This window comes from Amycolatopsis thermophila (assembly GCF_030814215.1).
GTDB lineage: Bacteria > Actinomycetota > Actinomycetes > Mycobacteriales > Pseudonocardiaceae > Amycolatopsis_E > Amycolatopsis_E thermophila.
The window spans coordinates 2,750,046-2,775,779 of sequence record NZ_JAUSUT010000001.1 but is presented as its reverse complement, the minus strand read 5'-3'; the positions used below and the strand labels follow the sequence as shown (position 1 = coordinate 2,775,779).

Annotated in this window: 26 protein-coding genes; 3 read left to right on the top strand and 23 right to left on the bottom strand. The window is 72.1% G+C overall.

Annotated features, from left to right (window positions below; all coding sequences use genetic code 11):
* Positions 1–243 precede the first annotated feature (243 nt).
* A complete protein-coding gene (locus FB470_RS13845) occupies positions 244–981 on the top strand; it encodes a (2Fe-2S)-binding protein (RefSeq protein WP_306991701.1) in 738 nt (245 codons plus the stop codon).
* A gap of 16 nt (positions 982–997) precedes the next feature.
* On the opposite strand, the gene FB470_RS13840 is transcribed toward FB470_RS13845, so the two are convergent.
* From FB470_RS13840 to lysS, 3 genes are all read right to left on the bottom strand, one after another.
* The gene (locus FB470_RS13840; protein ID WP_306991698.1) at positions 998–1,579 is read right to left on the bottom strand and encodes a TIGR03086 family metal-binding protein; all 582 of its coding nucleotides are present in this window, start codon (positions 1,577–1,579) and stop codon (positions 998–1,000) included.
* A 163-nt stretch (positions 1,580–1,742) separates the two neighbouring features.
* On the bottom strand, positions 1,743–2,096 hold the full coding sequence (locus FB470_RS13835) for a histone-like nucleoid-structuring protein Lsr2 (RefSeq protein WP_306991695.1): 354 nt from the start codon (positions 2,094–2,096) through the stop codon (positions 1,743–1,745).
* 143 nt (positions 2,097–2,239) lie between these two features.
* A complete protein-coding gene (gene lysS / locus FB470_RS13830) occupies positions 2,240–3,751 on the bottom strand; it encodes a lysine--tRNA ligase (protein WP_306991693.1) in 1,512 nt (503 codons plus the stop codon).
* 86 nt (positions 3,752–3,837) lie between these two features.
* Here lysS and FB470_RS13825 point away from each other — a divergent pair, with 86 nt between their 5' ends.
* On the top strand, positions 3,838–4,593 hold the full coding sequence (locus tag FB470_RS13825; protein ID WP_306991691.1) for a class I SAM-dependent methyltransferase: 756 nt from the start codon (positions 3,838–3,840) through the stop codon (positions 4,591–4,593).
* Here the strand turns inward: FB470_RS13825 and FB470_RS13820 are convergent.
* The 7 genes from FB470_RS13820 to FB470_RS13790 form a co-directional block, all read right to left on the bottom strand.
* Positions 4,590–5,375: a type III pantothenate kinase gene (locus FB470_RS13820; RefSeq protein WP_306991690.1), complete on the bottom strand. Its 786-nt coding sequence runs from the start codon at positions 5,373–5,375 to the stop codon at positions 4,590–4,592. The two genes, FB470_RS13825 and FB470_RS13820, sit on opposite strands and share 4 nt — an antisense overlap.
* Positions 5,376–5,380: 5 nt before the next feature.
* Positions 5,381–5,878, bottom strand: a complete 498-nt coding sequence (panD, locus tag FB470_RS13815; protein ID WP_306991688.1) for an aspartate 1-decarboxylase — start codon at positions 5,876–5,878, stop codon at positions 5,381–5,383.
* Between the two features lie 2 nt (positions 5,879–5,880).
* Entirely contained in the window at positions 5,881–6,765 is an 885-nt protein-coding gene (gene panC, locus FB470_RS13810) for a pantoate--beta-alanine ligase (protein WP_306991686.1), read from the bottom strand.
* A complete protein-coding gene (locus FB470_RS13805) occupies positions 6,762–7,706 on the bottom strand; it encodes a Rossmann-like and DUF2520 domain-containing protein (RefSeq protein ID WP_370876665.1) in 945 nt (314 codons plus the stop codon). The genes panC and FB470_RS13805 overlap by 4 nt, the downstream gene beginning before the upstream one ends.
* 95 nt (positions 7,707–7,801) lie before the next feature.
* Entirely contained in the window at positions 7,802–8,908 is a 1,107-nt protein-coding gene (locus FB470_RS13800; RefSeq protein WP_306999255.1) for a PrsW family intramembrane metalloprotease, read from the bottom strand.
* Between the two features lie 572 nt (positions 8,909–9,480).
* Entirely contained in the window at positions 9,481–11,145 is a 1,665-nt protein-coding gene (locus tag FB470_RS13795) for a DUF6779 domain-containing protein (protein ID WP_306991682.1), read from the bottom strand.
* Positions 11,146–11,214: 69 nt separating this feature from the next.
* Positions 11,215–11,676 (bottom strand): DUF3180 domain-containing protein, encoded by a 462-nt coding sequence (locus tag FB470_RS13790; RefSeq protein ID WP_306991680.1) that lies wholly within the window; start codon positions 11,674–11,676, stop codon positions 11,215–11,217.
* 61 nt (positions 11,677–11,737) lie between these two features.
* Between FB470_RS13790 and FB470_RS13785 the strand changes: the two genes are divergently transcribed.
* Positions 11,738–12,667 (top strand): helix-turn-helix domain-containing protein, encoded by a 930-nt coding sequence (locus FB470_RS13785; RefSeq protein ID WP_306991678.1) that lies wholly within the window; start codon positions 11,738–11,740, stop codon positions 12,665–12,667.
* A gap of 225 nt (positions 12,668–12,892) precedes the next feature.
* Here FB470_RS13785 and folK read toward each other — a convergent pair whose 3' ends face one another.
* The 13 genes from folK to dacB all read right to left on the bottom strand — a co-directional run bounded on the left by folK (position 12,893) and on the right by dacB (position 25,679).
* Positions 12,893–13,381 carry a 2-amino-4-hydroxy-6-hydroxymethyldihydropteridine diphosphokinase gene (gene folK, locus FB470_RS13780; protein WP_306991676.1) on the bottom strand — a complete coding sequence of 163 codons (489 nt, stop codon included), beginning with the start codon at positions 13,379–13,381 and terminating at the stop codon, positions 12,893–12,895.
* On the bottom strand, positions 13,378–13,740 hold the full coding sequence (folB, locus tag FB470_RS13775; RefSeq protein ID WP_306991675.1) for a dihydroneopterin aldolase: 363 nt from the start codon (positions 13,738–13,740) through the stop codon (positions 13,378–13,380). Before folB ends, folK begins: the two co-directional genes overlap by 4 nt.
* Positions 13,733–14,563 carry a dihydropteroate synthase gene (folP, locus tag FB470_RS13770; RefSeq protein WP_306991673.1) on the bottom strand — a complete coding sequence of 277 codons (831 nt, stop codon included), beginning with the start codon at positions 14,561–14,563 and terminating at the stop codon, positions 13,733–13,735. Before folP ends, folB begins: the two co-directional genes overlap by 8 nt.
* A complete protein-coding gene (gene folE / locus FB470_RS13765; protein WP_306999252.1) occupies positions 14,560–15,162 on the bottom strand; it encodes a GTP cyclohydrolase I FolE in 603 nt (200 codons plus the stop codon). The genes folP and folE overlap by 4 nt, the downstream gene beginning before the upstream one ends.
* A complete protein-coding gene (gene ftsH / locus FB470_RS13760) occupies positions 15,152–17,482 on the bottom strand; it encodes an ATP-dependent zinc metalloprotease FtsH (RefSeq protein WP_306991672.1) in 2,331 nt (776 codons plus the stop codon). The genes folE and ftsH overlap by 11 nt, the downstream gene beginning before the upstream one ends.
* A 199-nt stretch (positions 17,483–17,681) precedes the next feature.
* On the bottom strand, positions 17,682–18,485 hold the full coding sequence (locus FB470_RS13755; protein WP_306991670.1) for an ESX secretion-associated protein EspG: 804 nt from the start codon (positions 18,483–18,485) through the stop codon (positions 17,682–17,684).
* On the bottom strand, positions 18,482–19,282 hold the full coding sequence (locus tag FB470_RS13750) for an ESX secretion-associated protein EspG (RefSeq protein WP_306991668.1): 801 nt from the start codon (positions 19,280–19,282) through the stop codon (positions 18,482–18,484). The genes FB470_RS13755 and FB470_RS13750 overlap by 4 nt, the downstream gene beginning before the upstream one ends.
* 42 nt (positions 19,283–19,324) lie before the next feature.
* On the bottom strand, positions 19,325–20,641 hold the full coding sequence (locus FB470_RS13745) for a hypothetical protein (protein WP_306991667.1): 1,317 nt from the start codon (positions 20,639–20,641) through the stop codon (positions 19,325–19,327).
* Between the two features lie 19 nt (positions 20,642–20,660).
* Positions 20,661–21,029, bottom strand: a complete 369-nt coding sequence (locus FB470_RS13740; protein ID WP_306991665.1) for a hypothetical protein — start codon at positions 21,027–21,029, stop codon at positions 20,661–20,663.
* A gap of 135 nt (positions 21,030–21,164) precedes the next feature.
* Entirely contained in the window at positions 21,165–21,719 is a 555-nt protein-coding gene (gene hpt, locus FB470_RS13735; protein WP_306991662.1) for a hypoxanthine phosphoribosyltransferase, read from the bottom strand.
* Between the two features lie 3 nt (positions 21,720–21,722).
* Complete coding sequence (gene tilS / locus FB470_RS13730) at positions 21,723–22,682, bottom strand: tRNA lysidine(34) synthetase TilS (protein WP_306991660.1); 960 nt, start codon at positions 22,680–22,682, stop codon at positions 21,723–21,725.
* Entirely contained in the window at positions 22,679–23,731 is a 1,053-nt protein-coding gene (locus tag FB470_RS13725) for a zinc-dependent metalloprotease (RefSeq protein ID WP_306991658.1), read from the bottom strand. Before FB470_RS13725 ends, tilS begins: the two co-directional genes overlap by 4 nt.
* 19 nt (positions 23,732–23,750) lie before the next feature.
* On the bottom strand, positions 23,751–25,679 hold the full coding sequence (gene dacB, locus FB470_RS13720) for a D-alanyl-D-alanine carboxypeptidase/D-alanyl-D-alanine endopeptidase (protein WP_306991656.1): 1,929 nt from the start codon (positions 25,677–25,679) through the stop codon (positions 23,751–23,753).
* Between the last annotated feature and the right edge of the window lie 55 nt (positions 25,680–25,734).

Here is a 25,734-nt window from a genome sequence, read left to right as displayed (position 1 = left end):
GTGCCGGACGACCCCGGCTCGACGTCTGCGCTGGTAGCTGACGTAACTGTGCAACGCGGGACTTCTCCCGGCGATTCCGCAAGCCCCGGTTTGTCCGCTCACCGCGAACACCTCGTTCCGGGGACCGGACTGGCGCTCCCCACCGGATTGAGTAAGGTAAGGCCAACCTAACCACTCGGACGGAGCAGCAGGGAGGTCCCCATCGACACCGCGCCGGGCACCCTCGGGGCGTCCGTCACCAGGGTGGCGGGCCTGCAGAACCGCATGGAGGTGCGCACCGACGTGCCCACGACGGGCACCTGGCAGCGCTGCAGCGACCTGCTGACCGACACCGCGCGGTTCGACGTGTGGCGCAAGCTGCTCGCCGAATGGCTGCGGCACCACTTCGGCGAGGCACCGGAACGGACGACGGCCGGGTTCGTCATGTCGTGGTACCTGCACGTGCCGGCGTTCACCGGTGCGTTGCTGCTCCATCACGAACGGCGCGTACCGATGCTCCGGCCGGGCGAACTCGCCTTCCGCCTGTGCGCCGACCGGCCGCACCCGGAAGGGGTGGCGGTGCTGGGCGAGGAGTTCTACTGCCTGCCCGGCGACCCGGGCGCCGGGTTGCCGGAGGCGACGGTCGTCGCCGACGAGAAGGCGCTGGCCGCGGTGCTGCGCGCCCGGTACACCGCGCACGCGGCCCAGTTCGTGCAGGCCTACGCCCCGCTCAGCCGCCTCGGCCGCCGCATGCTCTGGGCCGCGGCGACCGACGCGCTCGACAGCACCCTGTGGTGGGCCGGGTTGTACGCGGGAAACGAGGACGCCGGTGTCGCGGACGCCGGCCTGGTGCTCGACGAGCGCCACCCGCCCCTGACGGCCTCGACCCGGCTGCGCCGGACGGGCGAGGGCTGGGCCCGGCGCCGGGAGAGCTGCTGCTTCTCCTACCTGCTGCCGGACCAGCCCCTGTGCGAAGGTTGCCCGCGAACCTGCCGCCGGTGACTTTCACCACACGGGCTCAGCGGCTCCAGGCCGGGTCCCGTCCGGTGAGGGCCAGCAGGCGGTCCAGCGCGGGGGCGTCCTCGGCGCACGGCACCTCGGCGCCGAAGACCTTCATCTCCCGCGCCTGCTCAGCCGTCCCCTGAACCGCGGTGAACAACGCCTTCGCCACCTCGGGGGCGACCGCCAGCGGGTGCCCGGTCGCTCGCGAGAGGTCCCAGCCGTGCACGACCCATTCGGTCAGCACCATCTCGGCGATCATCCGCGCCGGCATCTCCGAACCGCCGAACTTCGTGGTCCCCTCGAGCGCGCCCGGTCGCGAGCAGGCATCCACAAGTCCATCCACAAGCGTGCACAGATCACCCAGCCAGTCACCCTGTGTGAGATCCACGTCCCGCTCGCCGCCGGACACGGACGGCGCCGGCTCCCGCCGGAGCGCCGCCTCGAGCCACGGGCCCCAGTACAGGAGGTGGTTGAGCAGGGTCCGGACGTCGTATTCGGTGCACGGGGTCCGGTTGCCGAGTTGTGCGGGTTCGATCTGACGGAGGAGCCCGGTGAACTGCTCCGCCGCCGCGGTCAGCACGGGTCGAAGGTCGGTCATGCGTCCATTCAGCCGAATCACGGCGCGGTCGTCTTGAACAAAAGCGACAGCGCCACGCGAATCACCGGCCGGGACAGAACTGCGTTCAACCTACGGCGGCGATGAAAAAAGCCGCCGGGAATCCCCCGGCGGCCTCTTCCGCCCCGCTTTACCCGAACTGCGCTCAGTTCTTCTTGTGGTAGGCCTCCACGACCTCCGACGGGATACGCCCGCGGTCGGAAACCTGGTAGCCGTTCTTGCGGGCCCAGGCGCGAATAGCCTGGTTCTGCTCCCGGTCCACCGATGCGGAACGGCCGGCCACCTTGCCCGCTGGCGCGCGACCCGGCGTGCCCCGCTTGCGGCCACCGGCACGGCGTGCGTGCTCGACGTACTGGGCCAGCGCGTCACGGAGCTCCTCGGCGTTTTCCGCCGACAGGTCGATCTGGTACGAGATGCCGTCCAGTCCGAACTCGACGGTCTCGTCCGCCTCCGAGCCGTCGATGTCGTCGATGAGCGACACCAGCACCTTCTGTGCCATGTGTTTCCTCCTGTTTTAGGCCAGCCGCGAATGATCGGGCAGGGGCAGGCGCCCTGACCAGAAGCCATTGACTAGGACATTAATACCCGGAATCACGGCCGCGCGCAAATCACGTTACCGATACCGTGACTAGTGGGTACCAGTTATTCGGGTCGCACCAGCGGGAACAGGATGGTCTCCCGGATGCCCAGCCCGGTCAGCGCCATCAGCAAGCGATCGATGCCCATTCCCACACCGCCGCTGGGTGGCATTCCGTACTCGAGCGCGCGCAGGAAATCCTCATCCAGGCGCATCGCTTCGCTATCACCCGCGGCGGCCTGGCGGGCTTGATCCATCAATCGTTCCCGCTCGATCACCGGGTCGACCAGCTCGGAGTATCCGGTGGCCAACTCGAAACCGCGCACGTAGAGGTCCCACTTCTCGGCCACGCCCGGCTTGCTGCGGTGCTGGCGAGTCAGCGGCGAGGTCTCGATCGGGAAATCACGAACGAAAGTGGGTTCGTGCAGGTGATCACCGACGAGGTGCTCCCACAGTTCCTCGACGAGCTTTCCGTGGCCGAGTTTCGGATCGACCTCCAGGTCGCGCGCCGCGGCGAACCCGCGCAGCTTCTCGACCGACGTTTCCGGCGTCACTTCCTCGCCCAGCGCGTCCGACAACGACTCGTACATGCTCAGGGAGGTCCATTCCCCGGACAGGTCGTAGGGCGAACCGTCGGCGAGCGTCACCTCGAGACCGCCGAAAACCGCCTCCGCGGCTTCCTGGATCAGCTCGCGGGTCATCGCCGCGTTGGTGTCGTAGGTGGCGTAGGCCTCGTAGTACTCGAGCATCGCGAATTCCGGCGAATGCGAGGAGTCGCTGCCCTCGTTGCGGAAGTTGCGGTTGATCTCGAAGACCTTCTCGATCCCGCCGACCACGCACCGCTTGAGGAACAGCTCCGGCGCGATCCGCAGGTACAGATCGATGTCGAACGCGTTCGAATGGGTGACGAACGGCCGGGCCGCGGCCCCACCGTGGAGTGTCTGCAGCATCGGCGTTTCCACCTCGGTGAAACCGCGGCGGTGGAACGAATCGCGCAGCGACCGCATCACGGCAGCGCGGGTGCGCACGACGTCGCGGGCCTGACGGCGCAGGATCAGGTCGACGTAGCGCTGACGGACGCGCGTTTCCTCGGCCAGGTCCTTGTGCGCGACCGGCAGCGGGCGCAGCGCCTTGGCGGTGAGCCGCCACTCGTCGGCCATGATCGAAAGTTCGCCGCGCTTGGAGGTGATGACCTCGCCGTGCACGAACACGTGGTCGCCGAGGTCGACGTTCGCCTTCCACGCGGCCAGCGCCTCTTCGCCGACGTTCGCGAGACTGATCATCGCCTGCAGTTCCGTGCCGTCGCCTTCGCGCAGCGTCGCGAAGCACAGCTTGCCGCCGATGCGCGAAAACATGACGCGACCGGTCACGCCGACGATCTCGCCGGTGGCCGTGTCGGCGGGCAGGTCCGGGTGGGCGGCGCGCACCTCCGCGAGCGTGTGGGTGCGCGGCACCTCGACCGGGTACGGCTCCACGCCCTCCGCGAGCAGCCGATCGCGCTTGGCACGCCGGACCCGCATTTGTTCGGGCAGGTCGTCAGCGGGCACCGGGCGATCCGGGGAGGGGGAATCCGTCATGCGGATAGGGTACGAACTCGCGTTCCGGCTGGGCCAACCGGATTACCTGTATCGACCTGCGCGTGTTCGTGGTTAGCATCGCGCAAGTGAGCGAAGCCACCTCACCTGCGGAGCGTGAACTCTGGTCCCGTCGGTCCCGCTCATTCGGGGGACGCGCCGCCGAGTACGCGCGGCACCGGCCGGACTACCCGCTCGACGGTTTGCGATGGTGCTTGCCGCCTGGGGCGACCCGCGTGATCGACCTGGCCGCCGGCACCGGGAAGCTCACCACCGGTCTGCTCGCCCTCGGCCTCGAGGTGACGGCCGTGGAGCCGGACGCGGAAATGCGGTCCGAGTTCACCCGGCACCACCCGGACGTGCCCGTGCTCGACGGCACCGCGGAACGCATTCCGCTCCCGGACCGCAGCGCCGACGCGGTTCTCGCCGGACAGGCGTTCCACTGGTTCGACCCGGTCCCCGCGCTGACCGAGATCGCGCGCGTGCTGCGTCCCGGCGGGTTCGTCGCCGGGCTGTGGAACAGCAACGACCGTTCCGTGCCGTGGGTCGCCGAATTCGCCCGGATTTCCGGCTTCGTCCAGCGCGGCAGCACGAACGCCCGGCTCGCCGACCACCCCGCGTTCGGTCCGTTCGAGCGGCGGACATTCCGGCACGCGCACCGGCGGACCGCCGAAAGCCTGGTCGAAACGCTGTTCACGCATTCCGCCCTGCTCGTCGCGCCCGAGCCGGAGCGCGACGAGATCCGGAAGCGCGTGCGGGAATTCCTCGGCACCCACCCGGACACCGCGGCGGGCGAATTCGACCTGCCGCTGGAGACGACCGTGCTGCGCGGCGAACGCCGCTAACGCGTCTGCCGCTCGAAGGCCAGGCGCAGGCCCAGCAGCGTCAGATCGGGGACGTGCTCGGTGATGGTCTCAGATTCGCCGATCACCAGCGGCGCGAGGCCGCCGGTGGCCAGCACGGTCACCGGTTCGCGAGTCCGTTCGGTCAGCTCGCGCACGATCCGCCGCACCAGCCCGTCGACCTGCCCGGCGAACCCGAACACGATGCCCGACTGCAGGCACTCCACGGTGTTCTTCCCGATCACCGACCGCGGCCGGGCCAGCTCGACCTTGCGCAGCGCGGCCGCCCGCGAGGCCAGCGCGTCGACCGAGATCTCGATGCCCGGCGCGAAGGCGCCGCCGAGGAACTCGCCCTTCGCCGAGATGACGTCGACGTTGGTCGAGGTGCCGAAGTCGACCACCACGCACGCCGTGCGGTGCAGGTGGTGGGCGGCGAGCGTGTTGACCAGCCGGTCCGCGCCCACCTCTCGCGGGTTGTCCACCAGCAGCGGCACACCGGTGCGCACACCGGGCTCGACCACGACCTTCGGCACGCGCGAGTAGTACCGGCCGAGCATCACCCGCATCTCGCGCAGCACGGCGGGCACGGTCGACAGCGCGCTGATCCCGGTGATCGCGTCGGCGTGCTCGCCGAGCAGGCCGCGCATGGTCAGGGCCAGCTCGTCGGCGGTCATCTGCGCGTCGGTCCGCATCCGCCAGTCGCCGACGAGCCGGGCGCCGTCCCCGCGGCCCTCGTAGAGGCCGAGCACGATGTTGGTGTTGCCGACGTCGATCGCCAGGAGCAACGTCGTCAGCTCTCGGCGTGCAGGAGCGCGTCCAGCTTGGCCGCGTCGACGGTCTCGGCGACCGGGAACGGGTTCTCCCGGTCCGGCGACACGATCGGGATGCTGCCGCTCACCAGACCGGAACCGGCCGGCGCGTGGCCGGGGTCGGCGCCCTCGTGCTTGATCCGGTTCTCGTCGTCGACGAACACGATCCGCGGCTTGAACGAGGCCGCCTCGGCGTTGTCCATCTGCCCGTAGGAGATCAGGATGACCAGGTCGCCCGGGTGCACCAGGTGCGCGGCCGCGCCGTTGATCCCGATGACACCGCTGTCGCGCTCGCCGGGGATCACGTAGGTCTCCAGCCGCGCGCCGTTCGTGACGTCCACTATGGACACCAGCTCGCCCGGCAGCAGGTCCGCCGCCTCCATCAGCGTCTCGTCGATCGTGACCGACCCGACGTAGTGCAGGTTGGCCTGGGTGACCGTCGCGCGATGGATCTTCGACTTCAGCATCGTGCGGTACATGGTTATCTCTCTTCCTCCGACGCGCCCAGCACCACCGGGACGTTGTCGATCAGCCGGGTCCGCCCCACGCGGGCGGCGACCAGCAACCGTGCTTCCCCATCGACGGGCGCGGGACCAAGATCGGTTCCACGCAACTCGAGATAATCCACTGCGACACCCGGACGGGCGGCCAGCGTTTCGCGCGCCGCCGCGAGCACGGCGCCGGCCCCCTTCGGACCGGAGTGCGCGCCGGCCACCAGCGCCGCGGACAGCACCATCGCCGACTCCCGCTGCTCCGGCGAGAGGTAGACGTTGCGCGAGGACAGGGCCAGCCCGTCCGGCTCGCGCACCGTCGGCACACCGATCACGCGGACGTCCAGGTTCAGGTCCCGCACCATCCGCTTGATCAGGACCAGCTGCTGGTAGTCCTTCTCGCCGAAGAACGCGTAGTCCGGGGTGACGATGTTGAACAGCTTCGCCACGACGGTCAGCACCCCGCCGAAGTGGCCGGGCCGGTGGGCGCCCTCCAGGTCGTCGCCGAGCGGGCCGGGGTGCAACGTCACGGCGTGGCCCTCGGCGTAGAGGTCGCCCACCTTGGGCACGAAGGCGATCTCGACGCCGTCCTCGGCCAGGATCTCCAGGTCCCGCTCCAGCGGGCGCGGGTAGGCGTCGAAGTCCTCGCCCTCGCCGAACTGCAACGGGTTCACGAAGATCGACACGGCGACGACGGTGTTCGGCAGCCGCTTCGCGCGGCGGATCAGCTCACGGTGGCCGGCGTGCAGTGCGCCCATCGTGGGCACCAGCGCGACCTTGCGGCCGACCGAGCGCAGCGCCGCGGTGACCCGGTGGACGTCGGCCGGTGTCTGGAACGTGTTCAGCCGCCCGCGGCTGAATTTCGGTGTGGTCACGGGTTTCCCGGCCCTTCCAGGAGTTCGGTGATCTCGGCGGCGGCGCGCGGTTCAAGCAGGCCGGCCGATTCGGCTCGCCGCGCGGTGCGCCGGGCGAGCGAGGTGTAGGCGGGCACGATCGCGGGATCGGTGGCTTCGAGCACCGCGAGGTGCTTGCGCAGCGTACCGGTGTCGCCGCGCGCGACCGGACCGGTCAGCGCGCGATCCCCGTGCCGCAGCGCGTTGTCCAGCGCGGCCGACAGCAGCGGGCCGAGCATGCGCTCCGCGTTCCCGATGCCCGCGCCGCGCAACAGGTCCACGCAGTCGTCGACGAGCGTGATCAGGTGGTTGGCGCCGTGCGCGAGCGCCGCGTGGTACAGCGGGCGGGCCGCCTCCGGCACCCGGACCGGTTCGGCGCCCATCTCGACGGTCAGCGCCTCGCCGACGCTCCACGCCATCTCGTCGTCGGCCGCGGCGGTGACGCCGACGCTGCACGCGGCGAGCCGGTCGAGGTCCTCGGTGCGCCCGGTGAAGGTCATCACCGGGTGCAGCGCCAACGGCAGGGCACCGGCTTCGGCGGCCGGGGCCAGCACGTCCAGACCGTGCGCGCCGGAGGTGTGGATGACGATCTGGCCGGGGCGCCAGGACCCGGTGGCGGCCAGGCCGCGGACCAGGCCGGCGAGCTCGTCGTCGGGCACGGCCAGCAGGACCAGGTCGGCGGTGGCCGCGACCTGGTCCGGCGGTTGCAGCGGGACACCGGGCAGCATGCGTTCGGCGCGGGCCTGCGAGGCGGCCGAAATCCCGGCGGCGGCGACCACGGTGTGCCCGGTGCGGGCGAGCGCGGCGCCGACCACGCTGCCCACGCGCCCGGCGGAGATCACCCCGACGCCGAGCCTGGCGGGACGACTCACGGCGTGCCCCTGTGGACGCTCATGGCAGCAGAACTCCTCAGCTCGTTCCAGTCCCGCTCTTGGTGCGGGTACCGGACGACGGGGCGAGGGTAGCTCGCCGGAACGCGCCGAGTCGGGCGCGGGTGACCAGCTTCACCCGACCCGGTTCATCCGGTTCGGCTGCCGTCACCCGCGAGCCGGACCGCGTCGGCGCGGGAGGTGCGCAGCGCGGTCAGCAGTTCCCGCCTGCGCTTTTCGTGTTCGGGGGTGGGTTTGCGGCGGCGCAGGAACGCGAGCTCGGTCACGCTCGCCTGGTAGCGTGCGACGGCTTTCGCGGCGTCCCGCCCGGACTGCTGCCGGGCCTGGCGGCGCCAGTCGCGGCGGCCGGCGAGGGTCGACAGCAGTTCGACCTCCGACGGCGCGATCAGGCGGGCCTCCACCATCGCGGGCAGGGCGGCGGTGACGATCCGCTGTTCGCGGCGGCGTTGCAGCAGGACGAGCAGCACGACCGCGATGAACATCGGCACCATGATCAGGAAGTAGACGTTGAGGAAGGTCTGGGCGCCCCCGAGGACCGCCGCGCCGTTCCACAGGGCGTGCAACAGGACGGCGGCGAGGTAGCCGCCGAGCGGGGCGAGGATCTTGACGGATCTGCTGTCGGCGCGGGAGGCGTAGCCGAAGCCGATGCCGGTGAGGGCGGCGAACAACGGGTGCGTGAACGGGGACATCACACCGCGCAGCACGAACGCGGCGATCACCCCGCTGCTGGTGGCGTTGCCGAAGCCGTAGTCGTTGAAGGCGCGGCCGAAGTAGTAGATGTTCTCGGTGAACGCGAAGCCGGCCGCGGTGAATCCGGCGTAGACGATGCCGTCGATGATCCCGTCGAACTCGTCGGAGCGGCGCAGGAGGATCGCGAGCACGAACGAGGCCTTCGCCGCTTCCTCGACGAGCGGCGCGGACAGGAGGGCGGACAGTTTGCTGCCGCGGCCCTCGCCGAGCAGCAGGTCGCCCACCGTTTCGGCGGTGTTGTTGATCAGCAGGGCGGTGATCGCGGCGACGCAGGCGCCCCAGAAGAAGGCGACGAGCAGGAACTTCGCCGGCTCCGGTTCCCAGCGATCGACCCACAGGATGGTCGCCACGACGACCGCGACGGGCACGAGCGCCGCGGCGACGCCGATGGCCACCGCCACGGGCCCGACGCGCACCGTGACCAGGCCGAGCACGGTCAGCCCGCAGACGGCGAGGACGACGAGGCCGAGCACGGGCAGGAGCACGGTGAGCCTGCGAGGAGGTGCGGTCACAGCCCGGAACTCTACGGTGACTGCTTTTGCGCCGCGGCGCCCTGTCCGCCCTCCGGCGGAGGCGCCTCGCTGCCTCCAGCGCCGCGCACGGCGGCCGCCGCGACGGCGACGGTGCGGCTGCCGTGCGGCTGCAGGGGCGGCGGCGACAGCGGCGTTGTCACTCGCCGCGAGGCGCGCCCACCTCTGGGTCGCGGCGACGGTCGCGAAGCGGCGAACCTGCCCTGCGCTCCGTGGGTGACCCTCGATGCGGCACCCCCCAGCAGCGACCGTCCCGAAGCAGCGAACTCGCCGATCACTCCGCGAGTAGCCCCGACGCGTCACTCCCCAGCGACGGCGGTCGCGAAGCAGCGAACTCGCGGGTCGCTCCGCGGGTGGCGCTCGGCGCGCCACTCCCAGCGGCGACGGTCGCGAAGCAGCGAACTCGCCAGTCACTCCGCGAGTAGCCCCGACGCGGCACCCCCCCGGCGACGGCGGTCGCGAAGCGGCGATCTTGCCGGTCGCTACGGCCGGTGGCCCTCGGCGCGGCGTCAGTCCTCGGCGCGGCGTCAGTCCTCGGCGCGGCGGCGGCGTCGCGGGGTGGCTGTTTTGCCGTTCGCGGCGAGGAGTTCGCTCACCGAGCGCCCCGCGGAATGCGAGCCGGTGTCCTCGGCCGCTGTGGTGCGGTGCCCGGAGCGCGGGGTGTCCGCCTCCGGCTTCGCGCGGCGGCCCGTGCTCACCCACGACGGCGGCTCGCCCTCGGCGCGGTGCCGTCGTCCGGCCGGGGCCTCGTCGGGCTCGGCACGGCGGCCGGCCTCGGCGGAGCGGCGGCCCTTGATCGCGTCCGCGGACCGGTACCCGCTCGACTCCGCGGGCCGGCGGCTGCTCACCGCGTCCCCCGCGGATGAGCGTCGTCCGGCGGTCTCGGCCTCGGCGACCGACCGGCGCGGCCCCCCGGGCGCCACGTCCGCATCCGGCACCGGCACGCCGGGCTGGGCCTCGTCCGCGTCGGGACGGCGACGGCGTCCGGCGGGCGCCTCGTCGTCCTCCGCGCGGCGACGGCGACCGCCCGGCCTGCCCTGCTGCGCCAGCCGCCGGACCTCGACCGGCAACGTCTCGTTGACCACCGGGTGGTCCTCGGGCACCGGTACGACCGCCGACTGCTTCTCCGGCTCCGCACGTGCGGGCTCCGGCTGCACCGGCTCCACCCACGACGGCTCGGCGCGCGCGGGCTCCGGGCGCGCGACCTCGGCGCGCGGGGGCTCCGGCTGCACCGGTCGCGTCATCCGCGTCGGGAACGCGGCGGACAGGTCCGTCGCCGAGCGCTCGGCCCGCGGAGTCCAGTCCGGGTCGAGTGCCTTCGCGACCTGGGTCGGCTGCTCCACGGGGTCGGGTTCGCGCGGCGGCTCGCGCTTGACCGGCGTGGTCGCGGCGTTCGGCCGGGCCCGCTCGGGGCGGCTGGGCGCGGGACGGCTCGGCTCGACCGGCCGCGCCTGCGGGCGTTCCGGCTTCTTCGCGGCGGGCTGCACGCGCGTCCGCTCCAGGTCGGCCGGTGGGGCCACCGGCTCGGCCTTCGCGACGCGGCGCACCGGGAGGTCCATCGACCGTTCCGGGCGGCGCGGTTCGGGCGCCGTGGGGCGGCCGCCGGTGCGCACCGGCTCCTTCTCCCGCACCCGCTCGATGAACTCGGTCGGCCGGTCGCTGCTCTCCTTCTTCGCCGCGGTGATCTGCGCCGGCTTGCCCGAACCCGGCTCGACGACCCGCTGCTCCTCGCGCAGCGCGCGCATCCGGGTGGCCTGCGCGGTCAGCGCGACGCGCTCGAGCAGCACCTCACCGCCGAAGAGGCCCTGCAGGTTGTCCCGCAGGGACGCGATCTCCGCGCGCAGCGCGTCCAGTTCGGTGCGGGACTCGGCCTCGACCCGTTGCCGCGTCTCGGCTTCCACCTCGAGCTCGAACTCGCGCCGCGCGGCGATCTCGCGTTCGAGCTCCAGCTCGTACACTTCCTGCGCCTGCGCGACCGCCTCCTCGGTGGTGGTCGCCTGCTTGCGGTACCGCACCGCGAGGAAAGCGCCGATCAGCGCCGCCCACAGCGCGGCGACGATCCCCAGCCGCATGTACCGGACGTCGTCCGCCAACACCAGGGGAATCGTGGCGGCGACCGCGAGGGCAAGGCCGATGAGAAACCACGGCCTGCCCAGGACGCGGCCGCGCGTCTCGTCACCCTCGCCAGTCATGAACCACACCGTACCCGCTAGTTATCCGTCTGAGACCTGTTTGGTACTTCGAGCGGTCGGTTCCCAGCGTTAACCGGTCGGGTGATGATCGGGATCACGTTCGTCGTCCTCCGGCGTGCGGCAGCAGTGCTCGAGCCACAGCGCCGCGGCGATCAACGCCGCCGCGCACACCCCGCCGATCGCGACGCTGCGGAGGTCGCTCGACGCCGCGGCCAGCTCCGACGCCCGCGGGAACAACGCGGCCGCGATGCCCACCCACGCACCGAGCATGATCGCGCCGAGCAACGACGAGGCCTTCGCGAGCGCCACGGTGCGCGCCGCCGAGACCGCGTTGACGACCCGGCCGGACCTGACGCGCGACCGCATCGAGAAGGCGAGTGCGACTTCGATCACCGCGAGCGCCACCAGCGACACGCCGGCCAGCCGCGGCAACCGGGGCAGGTCGCCGTAGGCGAACTCGAACAGCAGGTAGGCGACCACGAGCCCGACCAGCCCGGCGATCACCAGTTCACGGGGCCGGGTGAAGTGCATACGGCCACGGTACCGAGCGGCCCGTGCGAGAGTTGACTCTCCAGCGACTGGAGGGTTGACGATGGAGCGAGTGGGCGGGATGTTCACCATCGGCGAGCTGAGCCGGCGGACCGGGTTGCCTGTCAAGACCATCCGGTTCTACTCCGACGAGGGATTGTTGCCGCCCGCCGACCGCACGCGCTCCGGCTACCGGCTCTACGACGTCAAGGCCATGGCCCGGCTCGAACTGATCAAGACGTTGCGGGAGCTCGGCCTCGGCCTGGCCGACGTCGGCGCGGTGCTGTCGCGGGAGACGAGCGTTTCCCGGCTGGCGCACCGGCACATCGACGCGCTCGACGAGCAGATCCGCAGGCTGCGGCTGCGACGCGCGGTGCTCCGGGCGGTCGTGAAGCGGAAGTCCGAACCGGAGGAGGTGAAGCTGATGAACAAGCTCGCGTCGATGTCCGACGAGGAACGGGCCCGCCTGGTCGACGAGTTCTGGCGGGAGGTGAGCGAAGGGCTGGCCGTCGACCCGGAGTTCTACGAGCGGATGCGCTCGGCCAAGCCGCAGCTGCCGGACGACCCGACGCCCGAGCAGCTGGAGGCCTGGATCGAGTTCGCCGAGCTCATCCAGGACCCCGGGTTCCGCGCCGCGATCCGCCGCATGAGCGAGCGGCACTCGGACGCCCTCGCGGCCGGCGAGGAGGTCAGCCCGCCGTCGCAGGAGTGGTGCGCCTGGAGCGAGCGGGCCCAGAAGGCACTGGACGCCGGACTCGCCCCGGATTCCGCGGAGGGCCGCGCACTGGCGGACGACATCGCTCGCGGCTGGGCGACGACGGGGCAGGATCCGGATGACCGCGCCTTCCGGGACACGGTGGCCGACCGGATCGCGGCCGGGACCGACGTGCGGGCCGAACGGTACTGGCAGCTGATGGCGATCATGAACGACTGGCCGCCCGTGCCCAGCCGGGTACCGGCAGTGCAGTGGATGACCGCCGCCCTGCGGAAGTGATCGGACGGGAAAACCCGCTGGCCACCCACGCCCAGCCCGCTACCGGCAGTGCAGCGGATGACCGCCACCCTGCGGAACTGATCGGACGGGAAGGAATTCCGCCGCCCGGAACCGGCGCCCGGCAACGGCGACCGGACCGCCACCTCACCCACACCTCCCCCGCCCCGATCCCCAGCCGCCCAGACAGTCAGGCATCCCAGGGGGAAACCCGCTGGGCGCCCGTGCTCAGCGGGGGAAGGGCTGCAGGAGCCGGACGGAGGCTCGGTCCGAGTCCGGGCGTGCCTCCAGCAGCGCGCGGACCGGGCCGTGCCCCGGCAACACCGCGTCCGGGTCGATTTCCAGCCACGGGATGAGCACGCTCGCCCGCTCGGGGGTTCCGGGGTGGGGCAACAGCAGCTCGGGATCGTCGGAGCGGACGCCGTCCACCGTGACGACGTCCACGTCCAGCGTCCGCGGCCCCCACCGCAACTCCCGGACGCGGCCGGCTCGGGCTTCCAGCGCCTGGCCCGCCCGCAGCCACGCCCACGCGTCCCGCGCCGGATCGTCCACAATGCACACCGCGTTCAGGAAATCCGGCTGGTCCTCGACGCCCCACGGTTCCGTTTCGTACACACTGGACACCGCGACCACGGCCGGACCGAAGAACTCGACGACCGACCTCAGGTATCCCAGCCGGTCACCGAGGTTCGAACCGAGCGACAGGACCGCCCTCACGAACGCTCCCGGTGAACGGTGACCGCCACGTCCGCGAAATCCAACGGGATCGGCGCGGACGGCTTGTGCACGGTCACCTCCACCGCTGACAGCCGCGAATCCTTCAGCACCTCATCGGCGATCCGGCCCGCCACGCTCTCGATCAGGTCGTACGGCTCCCCACCGACGATCTCCGCCGCCATCTGGGCCAGCTCGCCGTAGTGCAGGGTTTCCCGCAAATCGTCCGACGCGGCGGCCGGCGCGAGGTCCAGCCACACGACGATGTCGACGACGAAATCCTGCCCGTCCCGCTTCTCGTGCTCGAACACCCCGTGGCGCCCGAACACCCGCAGCCCGGTGAGTGTGATCCGGTCAGGCACGCCCGCGCCTCCACGCCGCCGCGACCGCAACCGCGTCCAGCGACGCCCCCACGTTGTGCACCCGCACGCCCCACGCACCCTTCACCGCGGCGATCGCCGTCACCGCCGCCGTCGCGTCCTCGCGTCCGGCGGGTGGGCGCGGCACACCGTCCGAGGCCAGCAGCGTGCCCAGGAACCGCTTCCGCGAAGCCCCCACCAGCACCGGGAAACCCATGTCCAGAAAGACTTCCAGCCGGTTCAGCAGCGCCCAGTCGTGCTCGCCGCGCTTGGCGAACCCCAGCCCCGGGTCGAGGATGATCTTCTCCGGCGCGACACCGGCCGCCAGTGCCGCGTCGACCCGCGCCCGCAGCTCGTCCCGCACGTCGGACACCACGTCGTCGTAGGTGGCCAGCGCGTTCATGTCCTTGCTGTGCCCGCGCCAGTGCATCAGCACCCACGGCGCCTGGCTGGTCGCGGCCACCTTCGCCATGTCCGGGTCGGCCAGACCGCCGGACACGTCGTTGATGATCGCGGCACCCGCGTCCAGCGCCGCCTCGGCGACGGCGGCGCGCGTGGTGTCCACCGAGAGCCGCAGGCCGTCGGCCGCCAGCGTGCGCACCACGGGCAGCACACGGGCGATCTCGGTCTCCGCGTCCACCCGGGACGAACCGGGCCGCGTGGACTCGCCGCCCACGTCGATGATGTCCGCGCCGCGCTCCCACATCTCGTGGGCGTGCGCCAGCGCCGCGTCCAGGTCGAGGTACCGGCCGCCGTCGGAGAAGGAGTCCGGTGTGACGTTCAGGACGCCCATCACCAGACAGCGGTCCGGCACCCCGTCCGTCATCGACGGCCCTTGATCAGTTCCAGGGCCTCCGCACGCGAGGTCGCCGACGTCTGCAACATGCCGCGCACGGCCGAGGTGGTGGTGCGCGCGCCCGGCTTGCGGATGCCACGCATCGACATGCACAGGTGCTCGGCCTCGACCACGACGATCACGCCGCGCGGCTGCAGCTTGCGCACCAGCGCGTCGGCGATCTGCGACGTCAGCCGCTCCTGCACCTGCGGGCGCTTCGCGTAGAGGTCGACCAGGCGGGCGAGCTTGGACAACCCGGTGACCTTGCCGTGGCTGTTCGGGATGTACCCCACGTGCGCGACCCCGTGGAACGGCACCAGGTGGTGTTCGCAGGTGCTGTACATCGGGATGTCGGTGACCAGCACGAGCTCTTCGTGCGATTCGTCGAAGGTGCGTTCCAGCACCGCGGCGGGATCGGTGTAGAGCCCGGCGAACATCTCCCGGTACGCGCGAGCGACCCGGGCGGGGGTGTCACGCAGACCCTCCCGGTCCGGGTTCTCGCCCACGGCCTCGAGCAGCTCGCGCACCGCCTTCTCGGCCCGCGCCTGGTCGAAGACCGGCCCCTCGTCGGGCGTCAGCTCACTGTCGATCTTGACCGTCCTGCTCGTCGGAATTCCGCCGGTGCTGGCCCTGGCCCTCCTCCGGGCCGCCGAACCAGTCACCCGGCCGCTGCTGGCCGCCCTGGCCAGGGCGCCACGGCGTCTGACCACCCGGCTGGGTCGCCGGGGTCCAGCCCGGAGGCGCACCGTAGTTCGGCGGGCCGGACTGGTTGCCACCGTTGGAGGGCTGCGGCCACTGACCGCTGCCGTTCGGACCGTAGGGCCGGCCGCCGTTGGACGGCGGTGGCGCGTACGGGTTCGACGGCGGCTCCGGCTGGCCGTACGGCGGGCCACCGGGGAGGTCGCTGCCACCGGGCGCGGTCCCGACCGGGGTCGGCACCTGACGCGGCGCGGGCTTCTTCTCCGGGGGCGGCCACGGCTCGCCGCGCTCCATCGCCAGCTCGCCCGGGGTCTTGATCGGCGGCTTGTCCGACGGCGTGCGCTCACCGAACTCGTTGAAGACCGTGATGTGCGGGCGCTTCTCGACGGTGGCGAAGATCCGCTCGAGGTCCTTGCGGTTCAGCGTCTCCTTCTCCAGGAGCTCCAGCACCAGGTCGTCGAGCACGTCGCGGTAGGTGTTGAGCACCTCCCACGCCTCGGTGTGCGCGGTCTCGATGAGCTTGCGGACCTCTTCGTCGATCTCGTGCGCGACCTCGAGCGAGTAGTCGGGCTGGCGCCCGGCGGAGCGGCCCAGGAACGGGTCGCCCTGGTCCTGGCCGTACTTCACGGCACCCAGCCGGGCGCTCATGCCGTACTCCATGACCATCGCCTTGGCGATCTTGGTCGCCTGCTCGATGTCGGAGGACGCACCGGTGGTCGGCTCGTGGAAGACCAGCTCCTCGGCCGTGCGGCCACCCATCGCGAACACCAGCCGGGCGATCATCTCGGACCGGGTCATCAGCTGCTTGTCGTCCTCGGGGACGACCAGCGCGTGCCCACCGGTCCGGCCGCGCGGCAGGATCGTCAGCTTGTACACCGGCTCGAGATCCGGCATCGCCCACGCGGCGAGCGCGTGCCCGCCCTCGTGGTAGGCGGTGATCTTCTTCTCCTGCTCGGAGATGATCCGGCTCTTGCGGGCCGGACCGCCGATCACGCGGTCGACCGACTCCTCCAGCGCCGCGTCGGTGATCACGTGCCCGTTCTGGCGGGCGGTGAGCAGCGCGGCCTCGTTGATGACGTTGGCCAGGTCGGCGCCCGACATGCCGACGGTCCGCTTGGCCAGCGCGTTCAGGTCGACGCCCTGCGCGAGCGGCTTGCCCTTCGAGTGGACCTCGAGGATGGCGCGACGGCCGGCGAGGTCCGGCGCGGACACCGGGATCTGCCGGTCGAAGCGGCCCGGTCGCAGCAGCGCCGGGTCGAGGATGTCCGGCCGGTTGGTGGCGGCGATCAGGATGATGCCGCCGCGCGAGTCGAAGCCGTCCATCTCGACGAGCAGCTGGTTCAGCGTCTGCTCGCGCTCGTCGTGACCGCCGCCGAGGCCGGCGCCGCGCTGGCGGCCGACCGCGTCGATCTCGTCGACGAAGATGATGCACGGGGCGTTCTGCTTGGCCTGCTCGAACAGGTCGCGGACGCGGGAGGCACCGACACCGACGAACATCTCGACGAAGTCGGACCCCGAGATCGTGTAGAACGGCACGCCGGCCTCACCGGCGACGGCCCGCGCGAGCAGGGTCTTACCGGTACCGGGCGGGCCGTAGAGCAGCACGCCCTTCGGGATCTTCGCGCCCAGTGCCTGGTAGCGGGCCGGGTTCTGCAGGAAGTCCTTGATCTCGTAGAGCTCTTCGACCGCCTCGTCGGCACCCGCGACGTCGCCGAAGGTCGTCTTCGGCATGTCCTTGTTCAGCTGCTTGGCCTTGGACTTGCCGAAGTTGAGGACGCGGTTGCCGCCGCCCTGCGCGTTGTTCATCATCCACATCAGCAGCAGGAGCAGCAGGCCCAGCGGGATGATGTAGTACAGGATCTGCGTGAAGAAGCCCTGTTGCGTCACCGTGGTGGAGAACTTGATGTTCGGCTTTTCGATCAGCCTGCTGTAGATCAGGCTCGTCGCGTCCGAGGGGAACGGCGCGATGATCTGGTCGACCTGCTGGCCGTCGACGTCGATCTTGTTGTTGAGCGACAGCTTGAGCTGCTGCTCCTTGTCCTCCAGGTTGGCTTCCTTCACGTTGTTCGTGTCGATCTGCGCGATCGCCTGTGAAGTGGGGACCTGGGTATAACCACGGTCGCTGTCGGTGAGGGTGTTGACCGCGAGGAAGATCAACACAACCGCGACGATCCACAGCAGCGGGTTCCTGAGCAGGCGCTTCCGGTCCATATGCCTCGGCCGTTCGGCCTCGACCCTCCCTGGTTAGGCGGTAGATGTCACATCCGCCGTCACGGTGTAGACAACAACTTGCGGTGTGCGAGGAACACCCCGTCCATCCAGGGTACAGTCCGGCCGACATGGGCACCTGCACGAGTCTCAAGCAGGTCAACGGGCGGTGCCGTGGTCTGGTTCCCCGGACCGGTGCACGTCAGTAGCCCGGCTCGGTTGTGACGCTCGCCACCATCTCACCGAGCCTGGTGCGCAGCGTCTTCGCGTCCGCCGAGGACACCGTGACCCACTCCCGCCCGTCGGCACCCGGCCGGGACAGGCTCAGGTAGCGGCCGCTGGCCGTGTCGAACCAGCCCAGCACCGGTGACCTGCGACGTCCGCCCACGTCGGAGCGGCTGTTGGCGGCGAGCTGGCCGCCGCGCAACCGCGGCTGGCCGGACAGGCGCGCGTACGCCTCTCGGGGGTCGGACGGCGCCTCGCTCAGCGACCGGCGCCGCGGCTTGGCCCCGGCGCCGACCGGCACGGCGGTGCGCGACGGCGGGATCCGCAGTGCCTCGTCGACCGGCAGTGTGATGGAAGCCTCGGTGCCGCGGGTGCCCGGCGGCAGCAGGTCGACCACCGTCGAGACCAGGCCCTCGGGGAACGCCGGCCGGATCCAGATGCCGTCGGCGTCCTGGATCGCCACCACGCCGAGCGTGCCGTCGGTGGCCGCCAGGATCGACACCGGCGGGACGCGGAAGTCCGGGATGTGCACCGCGTCGATGCTGGCGGTGCCCTGCGACAGCACCCGGAACCAGTCCTCGACGTGCGGTTCCAGCCGGCCGTAGTGGTCGCGCAGGCCGCGGGCCTTCAGCTCCTCGTGCGCGCGCTGGCGCAGCACCGACCGCTCGTCCATGGTCGCGCCGTGCGACCGGACCTGCAGCGGGTACGGCAGCTCGCCGATGCCCGCGGCCTCCCACAGGAAGTCGAACGTGACCGGCGTGAAGAACTCCGGACGGTTCACCACGCACCACCGGGCGCCAGGTTCATGCCGGCCGCGCTGACCAGCATCTCGCCGAGGCGGTGCCGCAGGCTGGCGGCGTCGGCGGGCGCGATGGTGATCCAGTCGCGGCCGTCGTGCCCGCGGCTGGCCTGCGTGAAGTAGCGGCCGCCCTCGGTGTCGAACCAGCTCAGCACCGGCGGACGGGACTTCGCGCCGCTGCGGCTGCGGGCGTTGGCGCCGATCTGGCCGCCGCGCAGGCGCGGCTGGGCCTGGAGCCGGGCCAGCGCCTTGCGGTCGTCGTCCGCGCTCGTGCGCTCGCCGCTCGCCGACCGGCGCTGCAGGAAGTCCGCGCCCGTCGCGGTGAGCAGCTGCTCGAGCGGGACGGTGATCGACTTCTCGGTGCCGCGCGGCGCCGCGGGCAGCAGCGACACGATGGCGCTCGCCAGCCCGTCGGCGGGCATCGGCTGCAGGTGGAAACCCCGGTCGTCGTGCACCGCGAGCACCCCGCGGCCGTTCAGCGCGGACGCCACGGCCAGCAGCGGGCGCGCTTCGGGCGCGGTGATGTGCACGCTGTCCAGGCTGGTCTCCGCGCCCGCCAGCACCTCGAAGAACTCCTCGATGTGCGGCGCCGGGCGGCCCCGCCCGTCGGCCGCGCCGCGCGCGACCAGGCGGTCGAGGGTTTGCCGGCGCAGGGAGGCGCGCTCGTCCATCGTCGCGCCGTGCGAGCGCACCTCCAGGGGGTACGGCAGTTCACCTGCTCCGAACGACTCCCAGAGGAAGTCGAGCTCCAGCGGAGTGAGCAGCTCCGCTCGCACCATCGAGTCTCACCCTCTGTTCGGATCCGGCGCCCACGCGCCGGATCAGCGGTCGTCCTCGTCGTTCCAGGCGCCGATGACCGGCGGAGCCGTCGCCACGTTGGCGCCGAACGCCTCGTCCGGGTCGGCCTCGACGAGGAAGGACGCACGAGTGTGCTCCTCGTCCTCCGCGCCGTGCGCGCCGCCGGCGCCCATGCCACCGCCCATGCCGGAAGCCGGCGGGGCGCTGGTGCCCCCGATGGTGCCACCGGTGTTCATCAGGCTCTGCTGGGCCTGCTGCTGCTGAGCCCCGCCCTGAGCCTGCTGGGACTGGTCCGAGCTGGCCGCCGTGCCGTCGGCCTGCTTCTCCTTGGCCCCGGACTTGCTGCCCCGGCCGAGCACCGCCTTGCCGCCCACCGCGCCCAGGCCCGCGGCACCGAGACCGACCGCCGCACCCAGCGCGGCCGAACCACCGCCACCGGAGGACGCCGCCGCAGCCGGCTGAGCGGCACCCGAGACCGCACCCGGCGCGGGAGCAGCCGGGGAACCGTGCGGAGCAGGCGCGCCGCCGGGCAGGCCGCCACCGGCGAAGGCGGCCCCGCCAGCACCGGGGATACCGGCGGCGACGGCGCCGATCGGGCCGACCCCGGTGGCGCCGAGACCACCCGGCACCGCGCCCGCGGAGGCACCGACCGACTGCGCCGAGGTGCCGCCGAGACGGCCGTCCGCGGGCAGGCCGAGCGACTCCGGGCCGAAGCTCGGGGTCGCGCTGTCCACCTCGGACATCGCCTGGGTGTAGGCGTTGAAGTACTGGACCTGCTGCGCGTGCACGGCGCGGGCCTCGTCGGCCTGCTGCTTCATGTCCGCGACCATCGCGGCCGGGCCGCCGGCGAGCATCGCCGCGGTCTGCTTGGCCGGGTCGAACTCCTTCGGCGCCGGCATCTTCTTGACCTCGGCGGCCGCGGCGGCCTGCTGCGCCATGCGGCTGGCCATGGTGTGCGCCGCGTCGCCGGCCTGCTTGCTGGAGTTCGCGATGGCGACCAGCGCGCCCTGCGCGGACCCGGCGCCCTGCCCGATCCACGCGTTGCCCAGCTCGCTGATCGCGTTGTACAGGTCGTCGGCGGCCTGGTGCAGGTCGTCCCCGTGGGACTTCCACTGCCTGCCGGTGGACTCGGCCGTGGCCGGGTCGTTGTTCTGGGTGGCGCCGAGGTAGAGCTGGGTGCTCTCCTGCGAGGCCCAGTTCGGCGGGCTGCCGATGGCGCGGTCACCGCCGTAGGTGAACCCGCCCGCGCTGCTGCGCGCCTGCTGCACCAGCGCGGCGGACTCGCCGTTGTCGCCCAGCTGGACGGCGTCGCTTCTGGGCTCGCTGCTCGGAGAAGTCATCGTGATCGGTCCCCCCGGTTCAGACCTGACGGCCGGACGCCAGCGCGTCCTCGGCGGCCTGCTCGATCTTGTCGTAGTGGCCCATGGCGGCCACGACGGCCTCCTCGGCCTGCTGGTACTGGCTGTAGAGGTTGCGCAACGCGGTCACGTACGACTCGCCGCCCCCGTCGGCGCGCTGCACGAACTTCGCGGCGATGGCGTTGCCGACCGGGTTGTTCCCGAGCTTGGGCGCCTCGGCCAGGGACCCGGCGTTGCGCAGCAGGTTCTCCACCTGGTCCTTGCCGAGGCGGATCTTCTTCAGCACTGTCTGCGCGGCGTCCGGGTCGACCCCCAGCTGACCGTTCACAGCGGCGTTCCGGAACGCCGCGGCGTCCGCGTAGCTCCCCATCAGTTCTCCCTACCCCATGTCCGTGCCACGTCGCGGCCCGTCACCCTCGTTCGTCAGGCTAACGCACCGCACCGACGGTCATGACGCGTTCCGGTTCGATCGGGTTCGGGATTTTTCGCTGCTTACGCAGCGTGTTCAGGCGCCGTACACCTTCGGATCAAGGGTGCCGATGTAGGGCAGGTCCCGGTAGCGCTCCGCGTAGTCCAGGCCGTAGCCGACGACGAACTCGTTCGGGATGTCGAACCCGACGTAGCGCACCGGCACGTCCACCTTGACCGCGTCGGGCTTGCGCAGCAGCGTGACGACCTCGAGCGACGCCGGGTTGCGGCTGGCCAGGTTCTTCAGCAGCCAGGACAGCGTGAGCCCGGAGTCGACGATGTCCTCGACGATCAGCACGTGCCGCCCGGTGATGTCGCGGTCGAGGTCCTTGAGGATCCGCACCACGCCGGAGGACGACGTGGACGAGCCGTAGGAGGAGACGGCCATGAACTCCAGCTGCGCCGGCATCGGCAGCACGCGGGCGAAGTCGGTCATGAACATGACGGCGCCCTTGAGCACACCCACCAGCAGCAGGTCGCCGGCAGTCGTCTCGCGCTCGTAGTCGGCGGCGATCTGCTTGGCGAGCTCGGTGATCTTGTCGTTGATCTGCTGCTCGGTGATGAGGACGGAGGCGATCTCGCCTTCGTACACGGGTCAGTCCCCTCTTGTTTCCGGTGGATTCACGGCAAGCCTGCCATGTGTCCGGGTCACCACCAAGCCGCCGGGTAGCCAAACTCCGCCCTGACCACGCCAATCGCCGATCAACGCGTCGACCGACCGCAGGTGGGAGTCGGTGAGTTCGCGGGCGCCGCGGCCGGCCAGCCACTCGCGCAGGATCCTCCGCCGGAGGGAGGCCGGGAGCGGGGTCAGCGCCGGGATGTCCGGTTCCCCGTGACGCGCCAGGAAGTCCGCGGCGAGGGCGTCGAGCGCCTCGGAATCCTCCCTGAGCTGGGCGGCGGTGCGGGCGAGAGCGGCCGCTACCCCACCGTGGAGCACGTCTTCCAGCAGCGGCAGCACTTCGGTGCGCAGGCGCACCCGCGTGTACCGGGGGTCGCTGTTGTGCGGGTCCTCCCACGGGGTCAGGCCGAGCGCCCGGCAGGCTTCGCGCGTGGTCGCGCGCGGGACGTCGAGGAGTGGCCTACCCCACGGGAGATCCACAGCACGCATGCCGGCGATCGAGCGCGGGCCGGAACCACGGCCGAGTCCGAGGAGGACGGTCTCCGCCTGGTCGTCGCGCGTGTGGCCGAGCAGGACGATCCCGCGGCGGTGTTCGCGGAGCGCGGCGTACCGGGCGTTCCGGGCGGCGGCTTCGACCCCACCCGGCCCGGTCACCTCGACGGTCAGCACCTCGGCGGAGTCCACGCCGAGCTTGCGCGCCACCTCGGCCGCCTCGGCGGCCACGCGCGCGGAGTCCGCCTGCAAGCCGTGGTCGACGACCAGTGCGCGCACCGGCAACCCGAGCCGCCGTCCGGTGAACACCGCCGCCTCGGTGAGCGCGAGCGAATCGGCGCCGCCGGACAACGCGACGTCGATCGCGGGCTGCTCCGCGCAGTCGGAGAGCAGCTGCCGCACCGCGCGGCGGACCGCCGCCACCGCGGGGTGCGGGCCGGTCACGGGCGGACGCGCCGCACCCAGGCCTCCGGATCGGCGATCTCGGCGCGGGTCGGCAGGGTGTACGGCGAGGTCCACACGGCGTTGAACCCGGTCATCCCGACCCGGTCGACGACGTGCCGGGTGAAGGCCGCCCCCTGCGCGTACTGGCGGATCTTGGCGTCCACCCCGAGCAGCGCCCGCAGCAGCCGGTCCAGCACGCCACCGCCCTTGCGCCGGTCGGTGAACCGGGCGCGGATCGTCTCGACCGTGGGCACCACGCTCGGCCCGACGGCGTCCATCACGTAGTCGGCGTGCCCCTCGAGCAGCGTGGACAGCGCAAGCAGCCGGTCGAACACCGCGCGCTGCTCCGGCGACCGCAACAGCTGGCCGACCGCGACCAGCCCGTCGGCCTTCGCGCGCCTGGCCTCGCGCAGCGCGTCCGGCAGCCGCCCGAGCAGGTCGGTCACGCGGTCGTCGTCGCCGGTCAGCCCGCTGACCAGCCGCTCGACCTCGCCGGCGAAGTAGTCGCGCAGCCAGCCCACCGCGGTGAACTGCAGGCGGTGCGTGCTCTCGTGCAGGCAGACCCACAGCCGGAAGTCGCGGCCCGGCACCTGCAGCGCCTGCTGGGCGGTGACGACGTTCGGCGCCACCAGCAGCAGCCTGCCGGTGCCGTCCGGGCCACCGAACGGGTCGTACTGCCCGAGCACGCGCGAGGCGAGGAAGGCCAGCACCACGCCGGTCTGCACGCCCGCGCCGCCGGCCAGGACGGGCCCCAGCGGGCCGGCCGGGTTGGGCGGCAACGCCTTCGCGGTGAGCGCGTCGAGCCCGGCGGCGGCCGAGCGGACCCAGCCGGGCCGGTCCACGACGTCACCGGGGAGCAGCGGCAGCCCGGCGCCCAGCCCGGTCAGCTCGCGGACGTGGGCCTCGGCGTCGACGGTCAGATCACGCAGCTCGCTGACGGCCAGGCCGGCCTCCTCGCGGGAGACCACCGGCCCGCCACGGGCGAGGAAGGCACCCGTCGACGCGGCCAGTGACCAGTCCACGACCGGCCGGGTCGCGACCTCGCTCATCGTGTCCACCTTCCCGAAGCTATCGGCAGCCGCAGCCCCTCAACGAGGCCGCGACGACGTCGAGCGCGTCGCGCACCACGTTGTTGTCCGGATTGCCCTGGTTGGACATCAACGCGAACACCAGCACGCGCCCGTCCTCGTCCAGCACTACCCCTGCCAACGTGTTGACGCCGGAGAGAGTGCCCGTTTTCGCCCGGACCCACCCCTTGCCCGCGGTCGAGCCGGGCTTCTCGTAGCGGTTGTCGAGCGTGCCGCTGCCGCCCGCGACCGGGAGCCCGGCCAGCAGGGGGCGCAGCTTCACCGTCCGCGGGTCCGAGCCGTCCGGCGCGGAAGCGACCGCCAGGATCTGCGCGAGCAGCTTCGCCGGGACCTTGTTCTGCGGGGACAGCCCGCTGTTGTCGCTCAGGCTGACCTGTGAGACGTCGAAACCGTTCTGGGACAACACGGACAGCGTCGCCTGAGCCGCACCGGCGAACGACGCCGGGGCGCCGGTCGCGGTCGCGGTCAGCCGGCCGATCGCGTCGGCGAGCGTGTTGTCCGAGGCCTCCAGCGCGTGCGCGGTCAGCTCGCTCAGCGGCGCGGACTTGACCTCCCCGAGCACCTTCGCGTCCGGCGGCGCCTTGCCGGTGCCCGCCGCGGTCGCGCCGAGGCGGCCGGCGAAGGTCTGCAGGACGGTGGTCGCCGGCTGCGCGACGCGGACCGAGTGGTCGTTGGCCGGGTCGGTGAGGCCGCCGTCCAGCATCACCGGCGTCATCGCCGCCGTGTAGACGGGCGCGTCGTCGGGGGCCCACCCGGGCGCGGTCTGCGGGCCGGTCCAGGCCGAGGTGTCGATCTGCACCTTCTTGATCGTGCCGCCGCTGGCCTGCTTGACCTGCGCGACGAGGTCGTCGAGGTGCGCGGCGCCGGAGTAGACCGACTGCCGTCCGGCGGGCAGCGACGACAGCGTGATGTCCCCGCCCGCGACGATCACCGCGGTGTCCGGCGAGGAACCCTCGACGACCTTCGTGCTCAGCTGGGTCCCGTCGTCGACCGCGAGCAGCGCCGCCGCGAAGGTCAGCAGCTTGGTCGTCGAGGCCGGGGTCAGCAGCTGACCGGAGTTGCGGTCCCACAGGGTCGTCCCGCTGGCCGGGTCGACCACCGTGCCGGTGAGCGTGCCCAGCGCCGGGCTCGAGATCGGGCCGGCGAGCGCCGCGGACAGCCCGGACGGCGTCGGCTCGGGCGCCGAGGCGCTGGGCGCCTTCAACGACAGCGCCACCGCGACCGGCTCGGGCGCGTCGGCCTTGGGCAGGTTCGGCGCCCACGGCAGGCCGAGGCGGTTCGACACGTACGGCGTGGCCAGCGCGGCGCCGATCGCGATGACCAGGACCAGCGCGACGATGCTCGTGATCAGCACGCCCCTGCGGCGGCGCTTCGGCTTCTCCGGCGGCGCGGCCGGTGGCTCGGCGGGCGGCGGCTCCTCGCCCGTGGTCACCTCGGCGGGGTGGATCTCGCCGCTGGGCTCGATCCGCATCGGCTGCACGAGCGGGGCGGCGGCCGGCGGCACCGGCTGCGGGCGCGGCGGCTGCTGCGGAGGCCGTTGCTGCGGTTGTGGTTGCTGCTGAGGGCGTTCGGGCCGCGGGACCTGCTGGGGCGCGGTCTCCTGCTCAGACGGGGACGCCTGCTCCCCGGCCGTCCGCTCGGAGGCCGGGGTGCGCGCCTGCCGCAGGTCGATCACCTGGGTGCTCTCGGCGCCCCGCTCGTCCCGCGGTTCCGGCGTCGCGAGGAACCGGGTCCGCTCACCGTCCGGCGACGGACCGGGCACGAACACCGTCGCCGACTCGGGCAGGGACACCTCGCCGGGCACCGGCAGCTGCGCCGTCGCACCGCCGTCGGCCGGCTTCTCCTCGGCGGAGACGTCCGTGACGTCGGAATCCTCGGACGGCCACTCGGGCTGGTCGTTGCTCGGCACGCACCCCTCCTCCTCGCCGGCGACACGCCGCGGGCAAACTCACTGTTGTCAAGAC

What these genes read in the sequence shown, in the direction of transcription:
- lysS (WP_306991693.1), bottom strand. Translation starts at nt 3,751, where the DNA reads ATGACGGATTCCCCCTCCCCGGATCGCCCGGTGCCCGCTGACGACCTG.
- FB470_RS13750 (WP_306991668.1), bottom strand. Translation starts at nt 19,282, where the DNA reads ATGGTGCGAGCGGAGCTGCTCACTCCGCTGGAGCTCGACTTCCTCTGG.
- FB470_RS13790 (WP_306991680.1), bottom strand. Translation starts at nt 11,676, where the DNA reads ATGCACTTCACCCGGCCCCGTGAACTGGTGATCGCCGGGCTGGTCGGG.
- ftsH (WP_306991672.1), bottom strand. Translation starts at nt 17,482, where the DNA reads ATGGACCGGAAGCGCCTGCTCAGGAACCCGCTGCTGTGGATCGTCGCG.
- FB470_RS13740 (WP_306991665.1), bottom strand. Translation starts at nt 21,029, where the DNA reads ATGGGGAGCTACGCGGACGCCGCGGCGTTCCGGAACGCCGCTGTGAAC.
- FB470_RS13840 (WP_306991698.1), bottom strand. Translation starts at nt 1,579, where the DNA reads ATGACCGACCTTCGACCCGTGCTGACCGCGGCGGCGGAGCAGTTCACC.
- FB470_RS13835 (WP_306991695.1), bottom strand. Translation starts at nt 2,096, where the DNA reads ATGGCACAGAAGGTGCTGGTGTCGCTCATCGACGACATCGACGGCTCG.
- FB470_RS13745 (WP_306991667.1), bottom strand. Translation starts at nt 20,641, where the DNA reads ATGACTTCTCCGAGCAGCGAGCCCAGAAGCGACGCCGTCCAGCTGGGC.
- FB470_RS13725 (WP_306991658.1), bottom strand. Translation starts at nt 23,731, where the DNA reads ATGAGCGAGGTCGCGACCCGGCCGGTCGTGGACTGGTCACTGGCCGCG.
- FB470_RS13795 (WP_306991682.1), bottom strand. Translation starts at nt 11,145, where the DNA reads ATGACTGGCGAGGGTGACGAGACGCGCGGCCGCGTCCTGGGCAGGCCG.
- folP (WP_306991673.1), bottom strand. Translation starts at nt 14,563, where the DNA reads ATGACGGACGGGGTGCCGGACCGCTGTCTGGTGATGGGCGTCCTGAAC.
- panD (WP_306991688.1), bottom strand. Translation starts at nt 5,878, where the DNA reads ATGTACCGCACGATGCTGAAGTCGAAGATCCATCGCGCGACGGTCACC.
- FB470_RS13785 (WP_306991678.1), top strand. Translation starts at nt 11,738, where the DNA reads ATGGAGCGAGTGGGCGGGATGTTCACCATCGGCGAGCTGAGCCGGCGG.